The sequence below is a fragment of the Rhodopseudomonas telluris genome (assembly GCF_042432815.1).
GTDB lineage: Bacteria > Pseudomonadota > Alphaproteobacteria > Rhizobiales > Xanthobacteraceae > Rhodopseudomonas > Rhodopseudomonas telluris.
This window is the reverse complement of sequence record NZ_JBHLWM010000003.1, coordinates 254,165-270,906: the sequence shown is the minus strand read 5'-3', so window position 1 is coordinate 270,906 and position 16,742 is coordinate 254,165. Positions and strand designations below refer to the sequence as shown.

16 protein-coding genes are annotated in these 16,742 nt (G+C 66.1%); 8 read left to right on the top strand and 8 right to left on the bottom strand.

Annotated features, from left to right (window positions below):
- Positions 1–217: 217 nt before the first annotated feature.
- Positions 218–1,780 (top strand): succinyl-CoA:acetate CoA-transferase ScpC, encoded by a 1,563-nt coding sequence (scpC, locus tag ACFFJ6_RS08010; protein ID WP_378386258.1) that lies wholly within the window; start codon positions 218–220, stop codon positions 1,778–1,780.
- 160 nt (positions 1,781–1,940) lie between these two features.
- Here scpC and ACFFJ6_RS08005 read toward each other — a convergent pair whose 3' ends face one another.
- Positions 1,941–2,996 carry an acyltransferase family protein gene (locus ACFFJ6_RS08005; RefSeq protein WP_378386256.1) on the bottom strand — a complete coding sequence of 352 codons (1,056 nt, stop codon included), beginning with the start codon at positions 2,994–2,996 and terminating at the stop codon, positions 1,941–1,943.
- A 161-nt stretch (positions 2,997–3,157) separates the two neighbouring features.
- Here ACFFJ6_RS08005 and hrpB point away from each other — a divergent pair, with 161 nt between their 5' ends.
- The 3 genes from hrpB to ACFFJ6_RS07990 all read left to right on the top strand — a co-directional run bounded on the left by hrpB (position 3,158) and on the right by ACFFJ6_RS07990 (position 6,656).
- The gene (hrpB, locus tag ACFFJ6_RS08000; protein ID WP_378386254.1) at positions 3,158–5,632 is read left to right on the top strand and encodes an ATP-dependent helicase HrpB; all 2,475 of its coding nucleotides are present in this window, start codon (positions 3,158–3,160) and stop codon (positions 5,630–5,632) included.
- A gap of 156 nt (positions 5,633–5,788) precedes the next feature.
- On the top strand, positions 5,789–6,301 hold the full coding sequence (locus ACFFJ6_RS07995) for a TIGR02281 family clan AA aspartic protease (protein ID WP_378386252.1): 513 nt from the start codon (positions 5,789–5,791) through the stop codon (positions 6,299–6,301).
- Positions 6,302–6,443: 142 nt separating this feature from the next.
- Positions 6,444–6,656, top strand: a complete 213-nt coding sequence (locus ACFFJ6_RS07990; protein ID WP_378386250.1) for a hypothetical protein — start codon at positions 6,444–6,446, stop codon at positions 6,654–6,656.
- An 82-nt stretch (positions 6,657–6,738) separates the two neighbouring features.
- On the opposite strand, the gene yddG is transcribed toward ACFFJ6_RS07990, so the two are convergent.
- From yddG to ACFFJ6_RS07975, 3 genes are all read right to left on the bottom strand, one after another.
- Positions 6,739–7,608, bottom strand: a complete 870-nt coding sequence (yddG, locus tag ACFFJ6_RS07985; RefSeq protein ID WP_378386248.1) for an aromatic amino acid exporter YddG — start codon at positions 7,606–7,608, stop codon at positions 6,739–6,741.
- Positions 7,609–7,691: 83 nt separating this feature from the next.
- Positions 7,692–8,417 (bottom strand): acetoacetyl-CoA reductase, encoded by a 726-nt coding sequence (gene phbB / locus ACFFJ6_RS07980; RefSeq protein WP_378386246.1) that lies wholly within the window; start codon positions 8,415–8,417, stop codon positions 7,692–7,694.
- Positions 8,418–8,607: 190 nt separating this feature from the next.
- On the bottom strand, positions 8,608–9,786 hold the full coding sequence (locus ACFFJ6_RS07975; RefSeq protein WP_378386244.1) for an acetyl-CoA C-acetyltransferase: 1,179 nt from the start codon (positions 9,784–9,786) through the stop codon (positions 8,608–8,610).
- A 298-nt stretch (positions 9,787–10,084) separates the two neighbouring features.
- Between ACFFJ6_RS07975 and phaR the strand changes: the two genes are divergently transcribed.
- Positions 10,085–10,681: a polyhydroxyalkanoate synthesis repressor PhaR gene (gene phaR / locus ACFFJ6_RS07970; protein ID WP_378386242.1), complete on the top strand. Its 597-nt coding sequence runs from the start codon at positions 10,085–10,087 to the stop codon at positions 10,679–10,681.
- A gap of 116 nt (positions 10,682–10,797) precedes the next feature.
- Here phaR and ACFFJ6_RS07965 read toward each other — a convergent pair whose 3' ends face one another.
- On the bottom strand, positions 10,798–12,501 hold the full coding sequence (locus tag ACFFJ6_RS07965; RefSeq protein ID WP_378387032.1) for an EAL domain-containing protein: 1,704 nt from the start codon (positions 12,499–12,501) through the stop codon (positions 10,798–10,800).
- A 244-nt stretch (positions 12,502–12,745) separates the two neighbouring features.
- Here ACFFJ6_RS07965 and ACFFJ6_RS07960 point away from each other — a divergent pair, with 244 nt between their 5' ends.
- Positions 12,746–13,039, top strand: coding sequence for a hypothetical protein (locus ACFFJ6_RS07960; protein ID WP_378386240.1), 294 nt, complete (start codon positions 12,746–12,748; stop codon positions 13,037–13,039).
- A gap of 15 nt (positions 13,040–13,054) precedes the next feature.
- Here ACFFJ6_RS07960 and ACFFJ6_RS07955 read toward each other — a convergent pair whose 3' ends face one another.
- From ACFFJ6_RS07955 to mtgA, 3 genes are all read right to left on the bottom strand, one after another.
- Positions 13,055–13,714 (bottom strand): hypothetical protein, encoded by a 660-nt coding sequence (locus ACFFJ6_RS07955; RefSeq protein ID WP_378386238.1) that lies wholly within the window; start codon positions 13,712–13,714, stop codon positions 13,055–13,057.
- A gap of 249 nt (positions 13,715–13,963) precedes the next feature.
- Complete coding sequence (gene rpmF, locus ACFFJ6_RS07950) at positions 13,964–14,146, bottom strand: 50S ribosomal protein L32 (protein WP_011439415.1); 183 nt, start codon at positions 14,144–14,146, stop codon at positions 13,964–13,966.
- Between the two features lie 137 nt (positions 14,147–14,283).
- Positions 14,284–14,964, bottom strand: coding sequence for a monofunctional biosynthetic peptidoglycan transglycosylase (gene mtgA, locus ACFFJ6_RS07945; protein WP_378386234.1), 681 nt, complete (start codon positions 14,962–14,964; stop codon positions 14,284–14,286).
- 160 nt (positions 14,965–15,124) lie between these two features.
- On the opposite strand from mtgA, the gene ACFFJ6_RS07940 reads away from it, so the two are divergent.
- Positions 15,125–16,051 carry a polyprenyl synthetase family protein gene (locus ACFFJ6_RS07940; RefSeq protein ID WP_378386231.1) on the top strand — a complete coding sequence of 309 codons (927 nt, stop codon included), beginning with the start codon at positions 15,125–15,127 and terminating at the stop codon, positions 16,049–16,051.
- 4 nt (positions 16,052–16,055) lie between these two features.
- Positions 16,056–16,742, top strand: a complete 687-nt coding sequence (locus tag ACFFJ6_RS07935; RefSeq protein ID WP_378386228.1) for a DUF1345 domain-containing protein — start codon at positions 16,056–16,058, stop codon at positions 16,740–16,742.

Below are 16,742 nucleotides of genomic sequence, written 5' to 3'. Positions count from 1 at the left end.
CGAGACACAGGCTGAGGCGGGCCGCTCTAGGAAAATCAAAGCCATAGCGGGGTTCGCGACTCCCATGGGGCCATGCCACGAATCCTTGGCGAACCGGCGGCCCTGCAGCATCGCGACACCTTCGCCCTTGGTTGCATGGCTCTTTCCAGCGAAGCGATTAGACGAATCGGATCAACCACTTCAGCGGGCGGGCCGCCCGCGATCAGAAAGAGCCGTGATGATCCTCTCCAGCTCTCGCGTCCTTGCTCCCCACCTCCGTGCCAAGATCATGACGGCGGCCGACGCGGCGGCCCAAATTCCCTCCGGCGCGCATGTCGGCATGAGCGGCTTCACCGGCGCCGGCTATCCCAAGCTGCTGCCGCTGGCGCTCGCCGAGCGGATCAATGCGCATCATGCCCGCGGACAGAAATTCAAGGTCAGCGTCTGGACCGGCGCGTCGACCGCGCCGGAGCTCGATGGCGCGCTCGCCAAGGTCGACGGCATCGAGATGCGGCTGCCGTATCAGTCCGATCCGACCTGCCGCAAACGCATCAATTCCGGGCGGATGGAGTACATCGACATCCATCTGTCGCACGTCGCCCAGCACGTCTGGTTCGGCTTTCTCGGCAAGCTGGATATCGCGATCGTCGAAGTCGCGGGCATTCGCGAGGATGGCAGCCTGATCCCGTCGTCGTCGATCGGCAACAACAAGACTTGGCTCGACCTCGCCGACAAGGTCATCCTCGAAGTCAATTCGTGGCAGGACATCCGCCTCGAGGGGATGCACGACGTGTACTACGGCACGCAGCTGCCCCCGCATCGCAAGCCGATCCCGATCGTCGCCTCCGGCGACCGGATCGGCGAGCAATATCTGCGCTGCGATCCATCGAAGATCGTGGCGATCGTCGAAACCAACCTGCCGGATCGCAACTCGGCATTCTCGGCGCCCGACGAAGCGTCGCAGGCGATCGCCGGGCACATCCTCGAGTTCCTCGGCCACGAGGTGAAGAAGGGCCGGCTGCCGCCGAACCTGCTGCCGCTGCAGTCGGGCGTCGGCAATGTCGCCAACGCGGTGATGGCCGGCCTCGAAGACGGCCCGTTCGACAATCTCACGGCCTATACCGAGGTGCTGCAGGACGGCATGCTACACCTTCTCCGCAAGGGCAAGCTGACCCATGCGTCGGCCACCGCGCTGTCGTTGTCGCCGGACGGCTACGACGAATTCCTGCGGAATCTCGATTTCTATCGCGAACGCATCGTGCTGCGGCCGCAGGAGATCTCCAACCATCCGGAAGTGATCCGCCGGCTCGGCGTGATCGCGATGAACGGGCTGATCGAGGCTGACATCTACGGCAACGTCAACTCGACCCACATCACCGGCACCAGCATCATGAACGGCATCGGCGGTTCGGGCGATTTCGCTCGCAACAGCTTCCTGTCGTTCTTCATGACGCCGTCGGCCGCCAAGGGCGGCAAAATCTCCTGCATCGTGCCGATGGCGTCGCATGTCGATCACACCGAACACGACGTCCAGGTGATCGTCACCGAGCAGGGCCTCGCCGACCTGCGCGGGCTGTCGCCCAAGGCGCGGGCCAAGGTGATCATTGAGAACTGCGCGCACCCGACCTTCAAGCCGGCGCTGAAGGAATACTACAAGCGCGCGCTGGAATACTCGCCCGGCCTGCACACCCCGCACATTCTCGACGAGGCGCTGACCTTCCTGCCGAACTGGATGGCCAACAAGGCCGCGCGCGAAGCCTGGCGCGAGGACGCGGTGGTGCAGGCGGATGTATGGCGGTGAAGCCGCAGCTCTAACAACGAGCACGGCACCCATCCTGAGGAGCGGCCTCTTGGCCGCGTCTCGAAGGATGAGCTGACGTACTCGCGGCCTATCCTTCGAAACGCCGCGCCTTGCGCGGCTCCTCAGGATGAGGACGTGCCTGAAACGGGGATCGCTCCCGCTATTCCGCCGCCTGCAGCCGCGCCGCGTTCTTGCGCGGCGCGATCCAGAACGCGTCCGGGCGATCAAACAGGAAGCGGGCGCCGGTCTTCAGCGCCAGCCACCAGATGATCAGCGCGCCGACCACGCCGGAGATGTTGACCAGGATAGCGATCACGCCGAGGTCGAGGAAACCGCCGAATTTCAGCAGCAGCGTCCGGCTGATCGCCATCGGCAGGAAGAACGCCAGATAGATCACGATCGAATGTTCGCCGCAGAAGCGCAGGCCGTCGAGCCAGCGTTTCTCCGCCAGCAACGTACCCGTGGCAATGATCGCGCAGGCACCCGCGAGGCCGAGCACCAGCGAAATCAGCGGCCATTCGCTGACGCCGACATGCACCAGCGCGGCATTCACCGCCGCCCACGCCGCGAGGCCGGCGAGCGCCAGCACCGGGCGGGCGCGAGCCGCATCCGAGAAGGCGAAGACGTGCCGAGCAAACAGATAGCCGGTGTAGAAATAGAAGAAGCGGGCGCAGAATTCGTCCGGCACCATCCAGCCGGTCTGCAGGTGCAGCGATTCGAGCAACGCCGCGATCGCCCAGATCAGCAGCGGCGGCAGGCCACGCGTCGCCTTGGTGACGACGAAGAAGATCGGCAGCAAATAGATGAACCACAGCGTGCCGAACGGATCGATGAATGACAGCGCATACAGCTTTGCAACGCCGGCCCAGCCTATCTCGGCCGCGAAGCTCGGCGCCTTGAAGGCGAACTGGATCGTCACCCACAGAACGTAGAAGTAAGCGAAGTGCACCACCTTGCGGTCGAGATAGGTCCGCCAGTCACGGTCGATCACCACCGCCAGGAATAGCCCGGAGATCAGGAAGAAGTCCGGCATCCGGAACGGCTTGGCGAACTCGACCACGTAGTGCATGAAACTGGTCTGGCCGGCCGCGGCCTCGACGCCCAGCACCGAATGCATCATCACCACCATGATGATGCAGATGCCCTTGGCATAGTCGACCCAGTCGACGCGGTCCCCGTGCATCCTGGCCGGGACATGTGTGCCGTTCGCGGTCATTCTTGTTCCTGTCTGATGCGGCTCGGGCGGATCATTGCAGGTATCGGTTGCATTCTTCTTTCCTCAATCAATGAATATGCCGCCGATCGGTCGGCCCCGTCGTTTGCGGCGCGGAGAGAGTCTGTTAACCATCGCCGCGCGCTTCACCCGTCGAGCTGCCCTTGCCCCGTTCCTTTGACACGTCTCTCCCGATCGACGACGCGCTCGGCGACCTGACGTCCGCGCTCGCTGTTGGCAGCACCGCCGTGCTGGTGGCTCCGCCAGGCGCCGGCAAGACCACGCGCGTGCCGCTGGCGCTGCTCGACGCCCCATGGCTGCAGGGCCGAAAGATCATCGTGCTGGAGCCGCGCCGCATCGCCGCGCGCGCTTCTGCGGAACGGATGGCCAAGACGCTGGGCGAACGGGCCGGCGAGACCGTCGGCTACCGGGTCCGGTTCGGCTCGAAAGTGTCGCGCGCGACGCGGATCGAGGTCGTCACCGAGGGCATTTTCACCCGGCAGATCCTCGACGATCCGGAACTCAGTGGCATTGGTGCGGTGCTGTTCGACGAATTTCACGAGCGCTCGCTCGATGCCGATCTCGGCCTGGCACTGGCGCGTGATGCGCAGCAGGGGCTGCGCGAGGATCTGCGCATCCTGGTGATGTCGGCGACGATCGACGGCGCGCGGGTGGCGAAGCTGCTCGGCGATGCGCCGGTGGTCGAAAGCCTCGGCCGGGCCTTCCCGGTCGAGACCCGCTATTTGGGCCGCCGCAGCGATGCGCCGATGGAGCGGCAGATGGCCGAGGCGATCGCCGCGGCGCTGCGCAGCGATGCCGGCTCGGTGCTGGCGTTCCTGCCTGGTGCCGCCGAGATCCGCCGCACCGAAACCATGCTGCGCGAGCGTGTGCAGGATGCGTCGGTCGAGATCGTGCCACTGTTCGGCGCGCTCGACGCCGCCGTGCAGGACCGCGCCATTCAGCCGGCACCGAAGGGCCAGCGCAAGGTGGTGCTGGCGACCTCGATCGCCGAGACGTCGCTGACGATCGAAGGCGTGCGCATCGTGGTCGATTGCGGCCTGTCGCGGGTGCCGCGCTATGAGCCCGACCTCGGGCTGACGCGGCTCGAGACGGTGCGGGCGTCGCGCGCCGCAGTCGATCAGCGCCGCGGCCGCGCCGGCCGTATCGAGCCGGGCGTGTGCTACCGGCTGTGGGACGAACCGCAGACCGCATCGCTGCCGGCCTATACGCAGCCGGAAATCCTGAGTGCCGATCTGACGTCGCTGCTGCTCGATCTGGCGCAGTGGGGCGTCAGCGATCCGGCCGCACTTGCGTTCCTCGATCCGCCGCCGGCGCCGGCGCTGAAAGAAGCGCGCGAGCTGCTGCGCGAGCTCGGAGCGCTCGACGCCGACGGCCGGATCACCGACGAAGGCCGCGCGCTGCGGACGATGGCGCTGCCGCCGCGGCTGGCGTGGATGATCGTCGATGCGGCGCGCTGGGATCACGCCGAAGAGGCGGCGGAGATTGCCGCGATCCTTACCGAGCGCGGCCTCGGCGGCGACAGCGTGGATCTCGATGCCCGCCGCGACAGTTTCCGCCGCGACCGCTCGCAACGCGCGACCAGTGCGCGGCAGATGGCGGAGCGATGGGCCAAGCAGGCGGCTTCTTCTCCCTCCCCGCAAGGGAGAGGGGAGCTAAGCTCCGGCGTGCTGCTCGCCTTCGCGTTTCCGGATCGCGTCGCCAAGAATCGCCGCAATGGCTCGTTCGTGCTCGCCAACGGGCGCGGCGCTTCGATCGAGCAGACGTCGGCGCTGGCGCGGGCGCCTTATCTGGCGGTCGGCGAACTCACCGGCACCGCCGCGCAGGGGCGCATCCTGCTGGCAGCGCCGATCACGCTCGCCGAGATCGAGCGGCATTTCGGCGATCAGATCAGCGACGCCAACGAGGTCAGTTTCGACCTCGCCGCGATGGCGCTGCGGGCGCGGCGGCGGCGTGCGCTGCACGCGATCACGCTGTCCGAGGCGCCGCTGGCGTTGACGCCGTCGGAGGACAGCGCACGTGTGCTCGCGGATGGCTTGATCGCCGCCGGGCTCGACCGGCTGCCGTGGTCGAAGCAGCTTCAGCAATGGCGCGGCCGTGTGATGTTTCTGCGCCAGGCGGAAGGGGATCCATGGCCCGACCTTTCTGACGACGGCCTCGCTGCGCAACGCGAGGCGTGGCTGGTACCAGCGCTGTTCGACAAAGCAGGTCTCAAGGATCTGTCCGCCTCGGATCTGTCGGACGCGCTGATGGGCCTGCTGCCGTGGGACCTGCGCGTCCGGCTCGACCGCGAGGCGCCGACGCATTTCGAGGCTCCGACCGGCAGCCATTTGCCGATCGACTACGAGGCCGAGCAGGGGCCGACCATCGCGGTGCGGCTGCACGAGCTGTTCGGGCTGACGACACATCCGTCAGTCGCTGGCGGCGCGGTGCCGCTGGTGCTGGAATTGCTGTCGCCGGCGCATCGCCCGGTGCAGGTCACGCGCGACCTGCCGGGCTTCTGGCGCGGCTCTTATGCGGGTGTCCGCGCCGACCTGCGTGGCCGCTATCCACGGCACCCTTGGCCGGAAGACCCGGCTAGTGCACCGCCCACCCGCCGCGCCAAGCCCCGAGGCACCTGATCGGCAGCCCGGACCGCTCGCGGGTTCCGCTGCCCTTCTTAAGTCTTCGCTCACCCTTTTGGTCAAAATAGCAGGGAGCGAAGCCCGCATCTGTCGCGGGCGCCGCACGCGCGTGATCCAATCGTGCGCGGCCAGTGGTTGGTGTGAGTATGCGTCATGCGTAACATCTTGATGATCGCGGCGGTGCTGGCGGTTCTCGGTACGGCGATGGCCGAGATGGCCGACCGGATGATGCCGGCGCCGGCACATGCCAGCGTGGCCGCCAAGGCGACGATCGGACTGTCGTCGAATGCCGCCATCCGCAGCGTCGCAATTCCGCGCGATGCGCGCGGCCATTTCCAGACCGACGGACGGATCGACGGACAGCGGATCGGCTTCATGGTCGATACCGGGGCGTCCGTGGTCGCGCTCAACGAGAGCTCGGCGGCGCAGTTCGGATTGCGGCCGCGCCGCTCCGACTACACCGCGATGGTGACCACGGCGAACGGCACGGTGAAAGCCGCGCGGACGCGGCTCGCACGGCTGGATGTCGGCGGGCTGATCGTGCGCGATGTCGATGCGCTGGTACTGCCCGACGAAGCGCTGTCGGAAAACCTGCTGGGCCTGTCGTTCCTGTCGAAGCTCAAGCGCTTCGAATATGCGAATGGCCAGATGGTGCTGGAGCAATAGGCCGGACGATCACCGGGATCGCGCCGACGCTGATCGCGCGCGGCAATCTGAACATCCGTTCAAATAAGTTAGTTGGATCAGTACGGAACGGTCCTCACGGTCCCGTGTTCTCCTGTGCGTTTCAATCAACAGGAGAACACCCATGAAATTGCGCTATGCATTCGCTGCGCTGGCGGTTGCCGCCGTGTCGCTGCCGTCGCTGGCTTCGGCCGAAATCACCGTCATCAAGAAGGTTTATCGCGACGGCCCGCGCGCCGAAATGCGCCACCATGATCGCGGCATGCACCGCGGCTGGGATCGCCACCATCGCCATCATGCCGACCGGGTCGTCGTGATCAAGAAGCGCCGCTACTAAGCAGATCTCCATCGGATTTGTGTGAGGGCAGTGGAGCGCAGGCCGGTTTGGTCCGCTGCTCCGCTGCCTTTTGCGCGTGCGGTCAGCTCCGACGGAGCAGCATGTTCTTGGCGGCGAGCAAGCCGCCGCCCGCAATCAGCAGTGCGGCGAGCGCCAAACTCGCGGTTGGCCTGGAATAGCCCGCGAGAATCAGAAAGCCCGTCGACAACAGCGGCGTCGCATAGCTCGCTGCGCCGAGCACGCGGATGTCGCCGCGCTTCATACCGATGTCCCACGCATAGAACGCCGCGCCCACCGGGCCGATGCCGAGCGCGACGATCGCCAGCCATTCCGACAGGCTCTGCGGCCACACCGTTGTCTCGATCGCGCCATGCACCAGCGCGGCCAATGCCGCGGTCGCCAGACAGAAGCCCGCGACCGCATCGGTCGGCACGGCCTTCAGCCGGCGCGACAACACCGAATAGGTCGCCCAGACGAAGGCCGCCACGAAGGCGGCTGCAAGCCCCGGCCAATGCGCCTGATCCAGCGCGGCGCCGTTGCCGACGAGCAGCAGCGCGGTCCCGGCGAGGCCCAGCAGGGCGCCGCCGAGGTGATGCAGCTTCAGCCGCTCGCCCGGCAATGCCGATGAAAACAGCACGATCAGCAACGGCCAAAGATAGTTGAGAAGCCCGGCTTCGGCCGGCGGCGCCAAACGCAGCGCGAGAAAGTACAGCGCGTGGTAGCCGAACAGACCGCCGACGCCGACCACCCAAACCAGCGGCGGCTGCCGCAGGGCCCGGATCGCGCCGGGGCGCAGGATCCAGCCGGTGCCGGCCGCAACAGCGCCGATCGCGAAGGTCATCGCGGCGAGCTGAAACGGCGGGATCGTTCCGGTCCTCACCGTCAGCACCGCGAGCAGCGACCACATCAGGATGGCCGATAGCCCGATCAGAGTTGCGGTATGCGGGGTCATTGTCGGTTCGGTTGCTCTGTCGAAAAGGAGAGGGCGGACCGTCAGACGGTCCGCCCTCGAATGCTCCATGAGGCGCGCAGGCCTCACGCCATGTACTGGCCGCCATTGATGGTCAGCGTCGAGCCGGTGATGAAGCCGGCGTCCTCGCCGGCGAGGAAAACCACGGCGCGCGCGATCTCCTCGGCTTCGCCGAGCCGGTTGCACGGGATCAGCGGCAGGATCGCTTTCTCCAGCACGTCCTTCGGCACCGCCTGCACCATCTCGGTATTGATGTAGCCCGGGCAGATCGCGTTCACCGTGATGCCGCCGCGCGCATTCTCCAGCGCCAGCGCCTTGGTGAAGCCGATGTCGCCCGCCTTCGCGGCCGAGTAGTTGACCTGACCGAACTGTCCCTTCTGACCATTGATCGACGAGATGTTGACGATGCGACCGAACTTGCGCGCGCGCATGCCTTCGATCACCTGCCGGGTCATGTTGAACAGCGAGCCGAGATTGGTGTTGATCACGGCATTCCACTGCTCGAGCGTCATCTTGTGGAACGCGGTGTCACGCGTGATGCCCGCATTGTTGATGAGAACGTCGATCGGACCGAGATCGGCCTCGACCTGTTTCACACCCGCCGCGCACGCGTCGAACGAACTTACATCCCACTTATATACCGGGATACCCGTCTCATCTTTGAATCGTTCTGCCGCCGAATCATTGCCCGCATAACTCGCTGCGACCGCATGTCCTGCGGCCTTCAACGCCTTACTGATTGCTGCACCGATTCCGCGCGTCCCCCCCGTCACCAACGCTACACGCGCCATTTCAAATTCCCTCCGCAATGCACTTTCTTTTCTAGAATTCGATTGTGTCGTCTCGAATAAAATCCGCAGCCCGATCGAACATCAAGCAAAAACGCCCGGCAATCTGCCGGGCGTTTGAACATTCGTTGATGCACTGCACTGTTGCGACGATCGTCGCATCATCATGCCGCATCAGCGGCGCAACGATGCCTCAATCGCGTGCGAGGCACATCGCGATTCCCATACCGCCGCCGATGCACAGCGTCGCGAGTCCCTTCTTCGCGTCGCGCTTCTGCATCTCGTGCAGCAGCGTCACCAGCACGCGCGCGCCGGACGCGCCGACCGGATGGCCAATCGCGATCGCACCGCCATTGACGTTGACCTTCGACACGTCCCAGCCGAGATCCTTGTTCACCGCGCAGGCCTGTGCGGCGAACGCTTCGTTGGCTTCGATCAGATCGAGATCGCCGATCGACCAGCCGGCCTTCTTCAGCGCCGCGCGCGACGCCGGGATCGGGCCGGTGCCCATGATCTTCGGATCGACGCCGGCATGTGCCCACGACACGATGCGGGCCAGCGGCGTCTTGCCTTCCTTCGCGGCCTGGCTCGCCTTCATCAGCACCACGGCGGCGGCGCCGTCGTTGATGCCGGACGCGTTCGCGGCGGTGACGGTGCCGTCCTTCTCGAATGCCGGCTTCAGCTTGTTCATCGCCTCGATGGTCGCGCCGTGGCGCGGATACTCGTCGGTGTCGACGACGATGTCGCCCTTGCGGGTCTTGATCGTCACCGGCGCGATCTCGTCCTTGAACTTGCCGGCCTTCTGCGCAGCTTCCGCCTTCTGCTGCGACGAGACCGCGAACTCGTCCTGCTGCTGGCGGGTGATCTGATACTGCCGCGCGACGTTCTCGGCGGTGTTGCCCATGTGATAGCCGTTGAAGGCGTCCCACAGACCGTCCTTGATCATGGTGTCGATGAATTCGACGCCGCCCATCTTCACGCCGCCGCGCAGATACTGGGCATGCGGCGCCATGCTCATCGATTCCTGGCCGCCGGCGACGACTACATCGGAGTCGCCATTCATCAGCGCCTGATAGCCGAGCGCAACGGTGCGCAGGCCGGAGCCGCACAATTGATTGACGCCCCAGGCGGGGCTTTCAACCGGGATGCCGGCCGCGATCGAGGCCTGACGGGCCGGGTTCTGGCCCTGCGCGGCGGTGAGGATCTGACCCATGATCACTTCGGAGACGCGGCCGGGCTCGATGCCGGCGCGCTCGAGCGCCGCCTTGATGGCAACCGCGCCCAATTCGTGCGCGGGCGTGTTGGCAAAGGCGCCGTTGAAGCTTCCGACAGCGGTGCGTGCAGCGCTGACGATGACGACATCGTCCGACATGGACATCTCCTGGGCTCGGGTTGTTTGAACGAATTGTTTGGACGGCGGGTGCCGGTTAGGTCGGCCAGCGTCGGCGGCCATCCTGAGAATGCGGCCCCGTCGTGTCAATCGGGGACGCGGCCTTCCTGCTCATAAAGTCACGCGGTCGGCACGGTTCAAGGCAGACAATGCCCGCCGATTAACCCCTGGCGCACAAAACGGTAGCCGAACCGCAACGGAAGTGCTTACTTTATTGCATTGCGTCTCTGCCCCGTCGTCAGGGAGCGGCGGGTTCCTTTCCTCCATGCGTGTGGGTGCCATGGCGAAATCAGACCAACCAACGACAATCAAAAAATACGCGAACCGGCGGCTCTACAACACCGGCACCAGTACCTACGTGACCCTCGAAGATCTCGCCTCGATGGTGAAAGACGGCGAGGACTTCCTCGTCTACGACGCCAAGACCGGCGACGACATCACCCGCTCGGTGCTTGCCCAGATCATCTTCGAGCAAGAGAACAAAGCGGGCCAGAACCTGCTGCCGACCACCTTTCTGCGCCAGCTGATCCGATTCTACGGCGACAGCATGCAGATGGTGGTGCCGAAATATCTCGAGCAGTCGATCGACTCGCTGACGCGCGAGCAGGAGAAATTCCGCAAGCAGATGACATCGACCTTGAGCATGACGCCGTTCGCGCCGCTCGAGGAAACCGTCCGCCGTAACATGGAGCTGTTTCAGCAGACGTTCTCGATGTTCGTGCCGCGCAAGCCGAGCCAGGACATCGAGGGCGAGGCCGGACCCGTCGAGCCCGCGCGGGAGGCTGACAATATCGACGACCTTCGCCGACAGATGAAGGACATGCAGGATCGCCTCGACCGGATGTCGCTGGATCATCCAAAGAAGGACGAAGCGTAGTTCGCGTCGCCGCAGGCGATGTCGTTACAGAACTGTCGCCACAATGCGAGTGATCACTTCCTCAGTGATCACTCGCCCGAGGTTGCGCTGCTTGCGGTCACCTCGCGAAAGCTCGCTTACTGCGCTGCGCGAACGCCGATCGCGGCCATGTCTGCAGCGGCCGGCCTGGTCCATGGACGGTGCTGCGAGGCGAGACCGATCAGCCGGCCCTGAATGTAATCACAGCCCCAGTCGCGCAGCAGCAGCGCCGACTCGTCGTCCTGCACCCATTCGGCCACGGTCTTGATCCCGAGCCGCCGCGCCAGATCGATCAGCGTCTGCACGAACGCGCGGTCGTCCGCGGAGCGGGCGATGTTCTGCACGAAGGCGCCGTCGATCTTGACGATATCGACGCCGAGATTGCGCAGATTGCGGAACGAGGTGTAGCCGGCTCCGAAATCGTCGATCGCGATCTTGGCGCCGAATTTTTTCAGCCGGGTGACGAAGCCGCGTACTTCGTTGAGATCCTGGATGGCGACGGTTTCGGTGATCTCGACGATCAGCCGTTCGGCGACGCCCGGATGCGCCAGCATCAGCGACTCGATCCCCGCCCACCAGTCGGCATCCATCGTGGTGTCCGGCGAGATGTTGAGGCTGAGCGTCGTCTGCGGCGCGGCGGCGAGTTCGGCCACCACCAGTTCGAGCACGCGATGATCCACCAGCCGGATCAGGCCGAGCCGCTCCGCCACCGGCACGATGTCGGGTGCCAGCAGCACCTGGCCGTCGTCCTGGACCATGCGGACGAGACATTCGTGGAAGGCCGGCGCGCGGGCCGCGGCGTCGACCACCGGCTCGTAGGCCAGCACGATGCGCCGCTCGTTGAGCGCCGTGACGATCTCGTCGGTGACCCGGATATTGACGCGGCGCTGGGCATCGCGTTCGACGTTCGGCCGCCACATCGACAGGGTGCCGCAGCGGCGATGCTTGGCGGCGGAAAGCGCCTCCTGGGCGCGATTGATTGACTCGTCGGCAGACCGGGCATGGCGCGGCGATGCCACGGCGCCGATCGATGCGGTGACCGACACCGGGCCCGAGCGCGTCGGCACGATCTCGTCGCGGACGGCGGCGAGGAAGCGCTCGGCCGCGACCTGAGCGTCGTCCGCCGTGCAGTTTTTCAGGATCAGGCCGAACTTGTTGCCGGAGAACCGGCCGAGCTGATCGCCGGCGCGCAGCCGCGCGCGGATCCGCTGCGCGATCGTGCAGATCACTTGGTCGGCGACGTCGAAGCCGAACGAATCGTTGATCCGCGCCAGATGATCGAGGCCGATCAGCATGAAGCTGAGCCCGGTGCGGAAGCGCGAGGCTTCCTCGATCGCTTCGGCAAGCGCCGCCACCAGATGGGTGCGGTTGAGTTCACCGGTCAGCGGATCGTATTGCGACAGCTTGAGAAGCTGCTCGTCGCGGGCATGGCGCTCGTTGTTGACGCGGACGACGCCTTCGACGCGGGTCGGGCGGCCATCCGGTCCCGGATACCAGCAGCCGCTCTCTTCGATCCAGGTGATCGGCGCCGAGGTCGTCGCCCGGACGCCGTATTCGATCCGGTAGGGCACGCAATTGGCGCCGGCGGCCGCCGAGGTGGTCAGCAGGGCGTCGGTTCGGATTGCGCGAGACGGTTCGAGCAGCGTGGCAAAGCCTGCGCCGGTCGCAAGCGTGTCCGCCGCGACGTCCTGAAACAGCTCCGCGGCGCGCTCGGTCCAGACCAGCGCATCGCTCGCCAGATCCCATACGAAGGCGGCCTGTCCGAGCGCCGACAGGATCGCGGCCGGATCGGGGCCGACCAAACGGGCGTCCTGCTCGGCGGCTGATCGGGCTGGCGGCACAACTGCCTCGTTTCGGGACAGAATCAATCAGTTCTCCACCCACAATAGGGCGAAGCTTACTGGTCAGGCTAGGTTGAGATCGTTAACAATCTGGAAACCTAATTGGACCGGGACCTAGGAACGATACTAGGCGGCCCGGCATATTGTTTGCGAAGCTCCTCTCCAGACACGGCAAATGCCCCAAAGCGGGGCAGGTTGAAGGGCGATGACAGGCATCCGGATCGACCATAGCGATGAGGTTCACGGCTTCGAGCCGGATGACGTCGTCGAGGCCGAGCTGATCGAGCCGGTGTCGGCGCCGGTGATGCCGGCGCAGCCGCGGATGCGCTACACCGACCGGTCGGTGCGGCCGTCGGCGAATTTCGTCGCGCAACTCATGGCGATCGAGGGTGGCTATCCGCAAACCCGCGGCGTGTTTCGCGCCGAGCCGGATGAGGCCTCGGCGGCCTATCGGTCGGCGCATGCCTATGCGGCCGGACGAACCCGGCGGATGTCCTGAGACAATTCTGATAGTTCAGCGCTGCGGCTGGGTGCCGGCCGCTTCACCGGCCGGCTGCAGGGCCGGCGATGAGACGCTCGGCGACGAAGCGGTGGCCGATGCGGCGACGGGCTGCGGCCGGTCGAGCAGAACCGCTTCGGCGATCGAGGCCGCCGATGTCGAGGCTGCCGACGCCGACGAGTCTGTGGCCGGCGGAGCCGGCTGTGATGGTGCAGGGGCTGCCGGCGTCAGATTGGGCTCCTTGCGGGCCGTCTCTTCGGCTTCGGCTGGCGGAGCCACGGGAGCCTCGCGGGCGGGGCGCGGCTGCGGGCGACGGCGCAGCGCGATGCCCGCCAGCACGTCGACCAGCATCAGCGTGGCGAGCAGAAACACCGTGGTGTTGGCGAACTGCGGCAGCATGACGAATTCGGCCACGGTGCCGCCGAGAACCAGCAGCGATAGCAGATGATCGGTGACGTATTTGCCGCCGGGTTTGCCGGCCTTGATCACTTCGAACATCAGCAGCAGGACGCCGAGCGCCACCAGCACGTCGCTGGCGCCGATGGTCCAGACGGCTCCCGAAGGCAGGGCCACCCGTGCGAGGGCGGCATCGAAGCCGACGCCCGGCATCAGGAAAATGACGATGTTGCAGATCGCGATCGGGATCAGCAGCAGCGGGAAACCGATAATCGACATCGGCGAAGCCTGTTGTTCAGAAAGCGCACAAACCAAGGAGGCGCCCGTCCGGGTGAACGGGGGCTACTCTCTAACGCAACAGTTGGAGCAGATTCGGGCGTCGGCGGCGATCATCAGAGAGTCGCACCCGGTTCGGGCAAAACGCGGCTCCGAGTTCGCACCCGCCGATCAGCATCGCATCGCGGCGATCCGCCGGCGGGCCCGCAAGGTCGGCGCGGCTCAGCCGCGCCAACACGACCTGAGCTGGGCTCAGGCGTCCTTTTTCTTGATGACCTGGCGGCCCTTGTACATCCCGGTCTTGAGGTCGAGATGATGCGGGCGGCGCAGTTCGCCGGAATCCTTGTCTTCCGCGTAGGTCGGGCGCTTCAGCGCGTCCGCCGACCGGCGCATGCCACGCCGCGAGGGCGAAGTTTTTCTTCTCGGAACGGCCATATCGTTGATCCTTGACGGGATTGATCTCGTCGTCCACGGCGGGACGGCCCGGCACTCGCGCGCAGGCGGAAAGCTAAGGCCGGGCTTATAACGGAAGCCCCGCCGCAATGCTAGGCCTGCGAGCGGCCTAAATCGCCTCAGGAGGCGCTATTTTCGCGCCAGCACGCCTGCAGCTCGGCGGACCGGGCCCGCGCCACATAGGTGGCAGCCAGGCGGCGAACGCCCGGACCGGGCTTTTTGGCGCTGCGGACCCGCGGATTGGGCAGGATGGCGGCCATCAGCGCGGCCTCTTGGGCGGTCAGGCGAGCCGCCGAACCGCCAAACGCATAGGCGGCGCCGGCTTCGGCCCCGAACTGCCCGTCCGGCCCCCACTCGGCGATGTTCAGATAAAGTTCGAGGATACGCTGCTTGGACAGCACGAAGTCGATCCACAGCGCGAGCGGAAACTCGAGCGCCTTACGCACCACGCTGCGGCCCGGCCACAGGAACAGGTTCTTGGCGACCTGCTGGGTGATCGTGGAGCCGCCGCGGGCGGCTTCCCCGTCCTGCATGTCGTCGATGACGTCGCGGACCGAATCCCAGTCGATGCCGTGATGGCTGCAGAATTTGGCGTCTTCGGACGCCACCACGCTGCGTGGCAGCGCCGGCGAAATCCGCTCGATGTCGATCCAGTCGCGCGTCACCGGCGCGCCGGTCACGCTACGCCAGATCATCAGGGTCGAAACCGGATGTCCGGCGCTGTAAATCAGCGTCAGCACATAAGGGGCCGCGAGCAGCAGCAGCACAATCACGAACGCGGCGCGGATCAGCCGTTTCATATGGGGCCGCCTTCCGGTCGAGCGCGGCTCTGGCGGCCGATCCTCACTGAATCCGGCATCGGCTCGGCTCCCCTGCTGCGTCGCCTCGCCCTGCGCCGAATTGACGAAGACGGCGCCATGGTGAAATGGTCCCGCCGAATTTTATCTGGAGCACTTTCGAATGGCCACCGGCACGTCCACGATCGATTTCGCCAAACGGCTCGACGCCACCGCCGAGGAGACCGAAGCCCTGCTCGGGCGGCTGTTGTCGGACGACCTGCTGCCGGACGAGATCGCTCGCCCCCGCCGGCTGATGGAGGCGATCCGCTATTCCACGCTCGGCGGCGGCAAGCGGCTGCGTCCGTTCCTGGCGGTCGAGAGCGCCGCGGTGTTCGGCGCTAGCCGCACCGGCGCGCTGCTGGTCGGCGCCGCGCTCGAATGCATCCATTGTTATTCGCTGATCCACGACGATCTGCCGGCGATGGACAATTCCGATCTGCGCCGCGGGCGGCCGACGCTGCACAAGGCCTATGACGACGCCACCGCAATTCTGGCCGGCGACGCGCTGCTGACGCTGGCGTTCGACATCATCACCCGCGACGAGGTGCATCAGGACGCCAAGGTGCGACTCGATCTCAACCGCGTGCTGGCCCGTTGCGCCGGGCTCGGCGGCATGGTCGGCGGCCAGATGCTCGACCTCGCCGGCGAAGGCCGGTTCGGCGATCGCGAGCCGGTCGATGTGGCAAAGCTGCAGCAGATGAAGACGGGCGCGCTGCTCCGCTACGGCTGCGTCGCCGGTGCGATTCTGGGGCAGGCCAACGCCGATCAGTACCGCGCGCTCGACGATTACGGCCGCGCGCTCGGCGAGGCGTTCCAGATCGCCGACGATCTGCTCGACGTCGAAGGCGACGCCGCCGCGCTCGGCAAGCCGGCCGGCGCCGACGCCGCGCTCGGCAAGACCACCTTCGTCACCCAGCTCGGTGTCGACGGCGCCAAGCAGCGCGTCCGCGATCTGATCGCGCGGGCCGACGAGGCACTGGCGCCGTTCGGCGCCAAGGGCGACGTGCTGCGCGCCGCCGCGCGTTTCGTCGCCGAGCGCAAGAACTGATCGCATGACCCACGAAGCGCCTGAGGACAGCCGCCTCCTGCGCTTCCGCAAACTGCCGCGCGCGATCCGCGTGGTGTATTCGCGGCCGCGGATGTTCATTTCGATCGTCGTCGGCCTCGTTGCGGCGCTGCTGCTTCCGGCGTGGCTGCGGCCGGTGACGCAGGCGCTGATCGCCTGGGACGTCTCGATCGTCGTTTATCTCACGCTGGCGTTCGCCATGATGGCGCGCTGCGGCGTCGACTACATCCGCCGCAACGCGGTGCTGCAGGACGACGGCCGTTTCCTGATCCTGCTGGTGACGGCGACCGGCGCGTTCGCCAGCATCGCGGCGATCGTTTTCGAACTCGGCGCCGGCCATCGCGGCGGCGCCGAGCTGGTGCTCGCGATCGTCACCATCGCGCTGTCCTGGGCCGCCGTGCATACGACTTTCGCGTTGCACTACGCGCACGAATATTATCGCGGCCATCAGGCCGGCGGGCTGGCGTTTCCGGGCGGCGACAAGGAAGAAGACGCCGACTACTGGGACTTCGTGTATTTCTCGTTCGTGATCGGCATGACCGCGCAGGTGTCCGACGTCGGCATCACCGACAAGACCATCCGCCGCACCGCGACCGCGCATGGTGTCGCGTCGTTCGTGTTCAACACCGCGCTGGTCGCCCTGATGGTCAACATCGCCGCCAGCGCGCTGTGA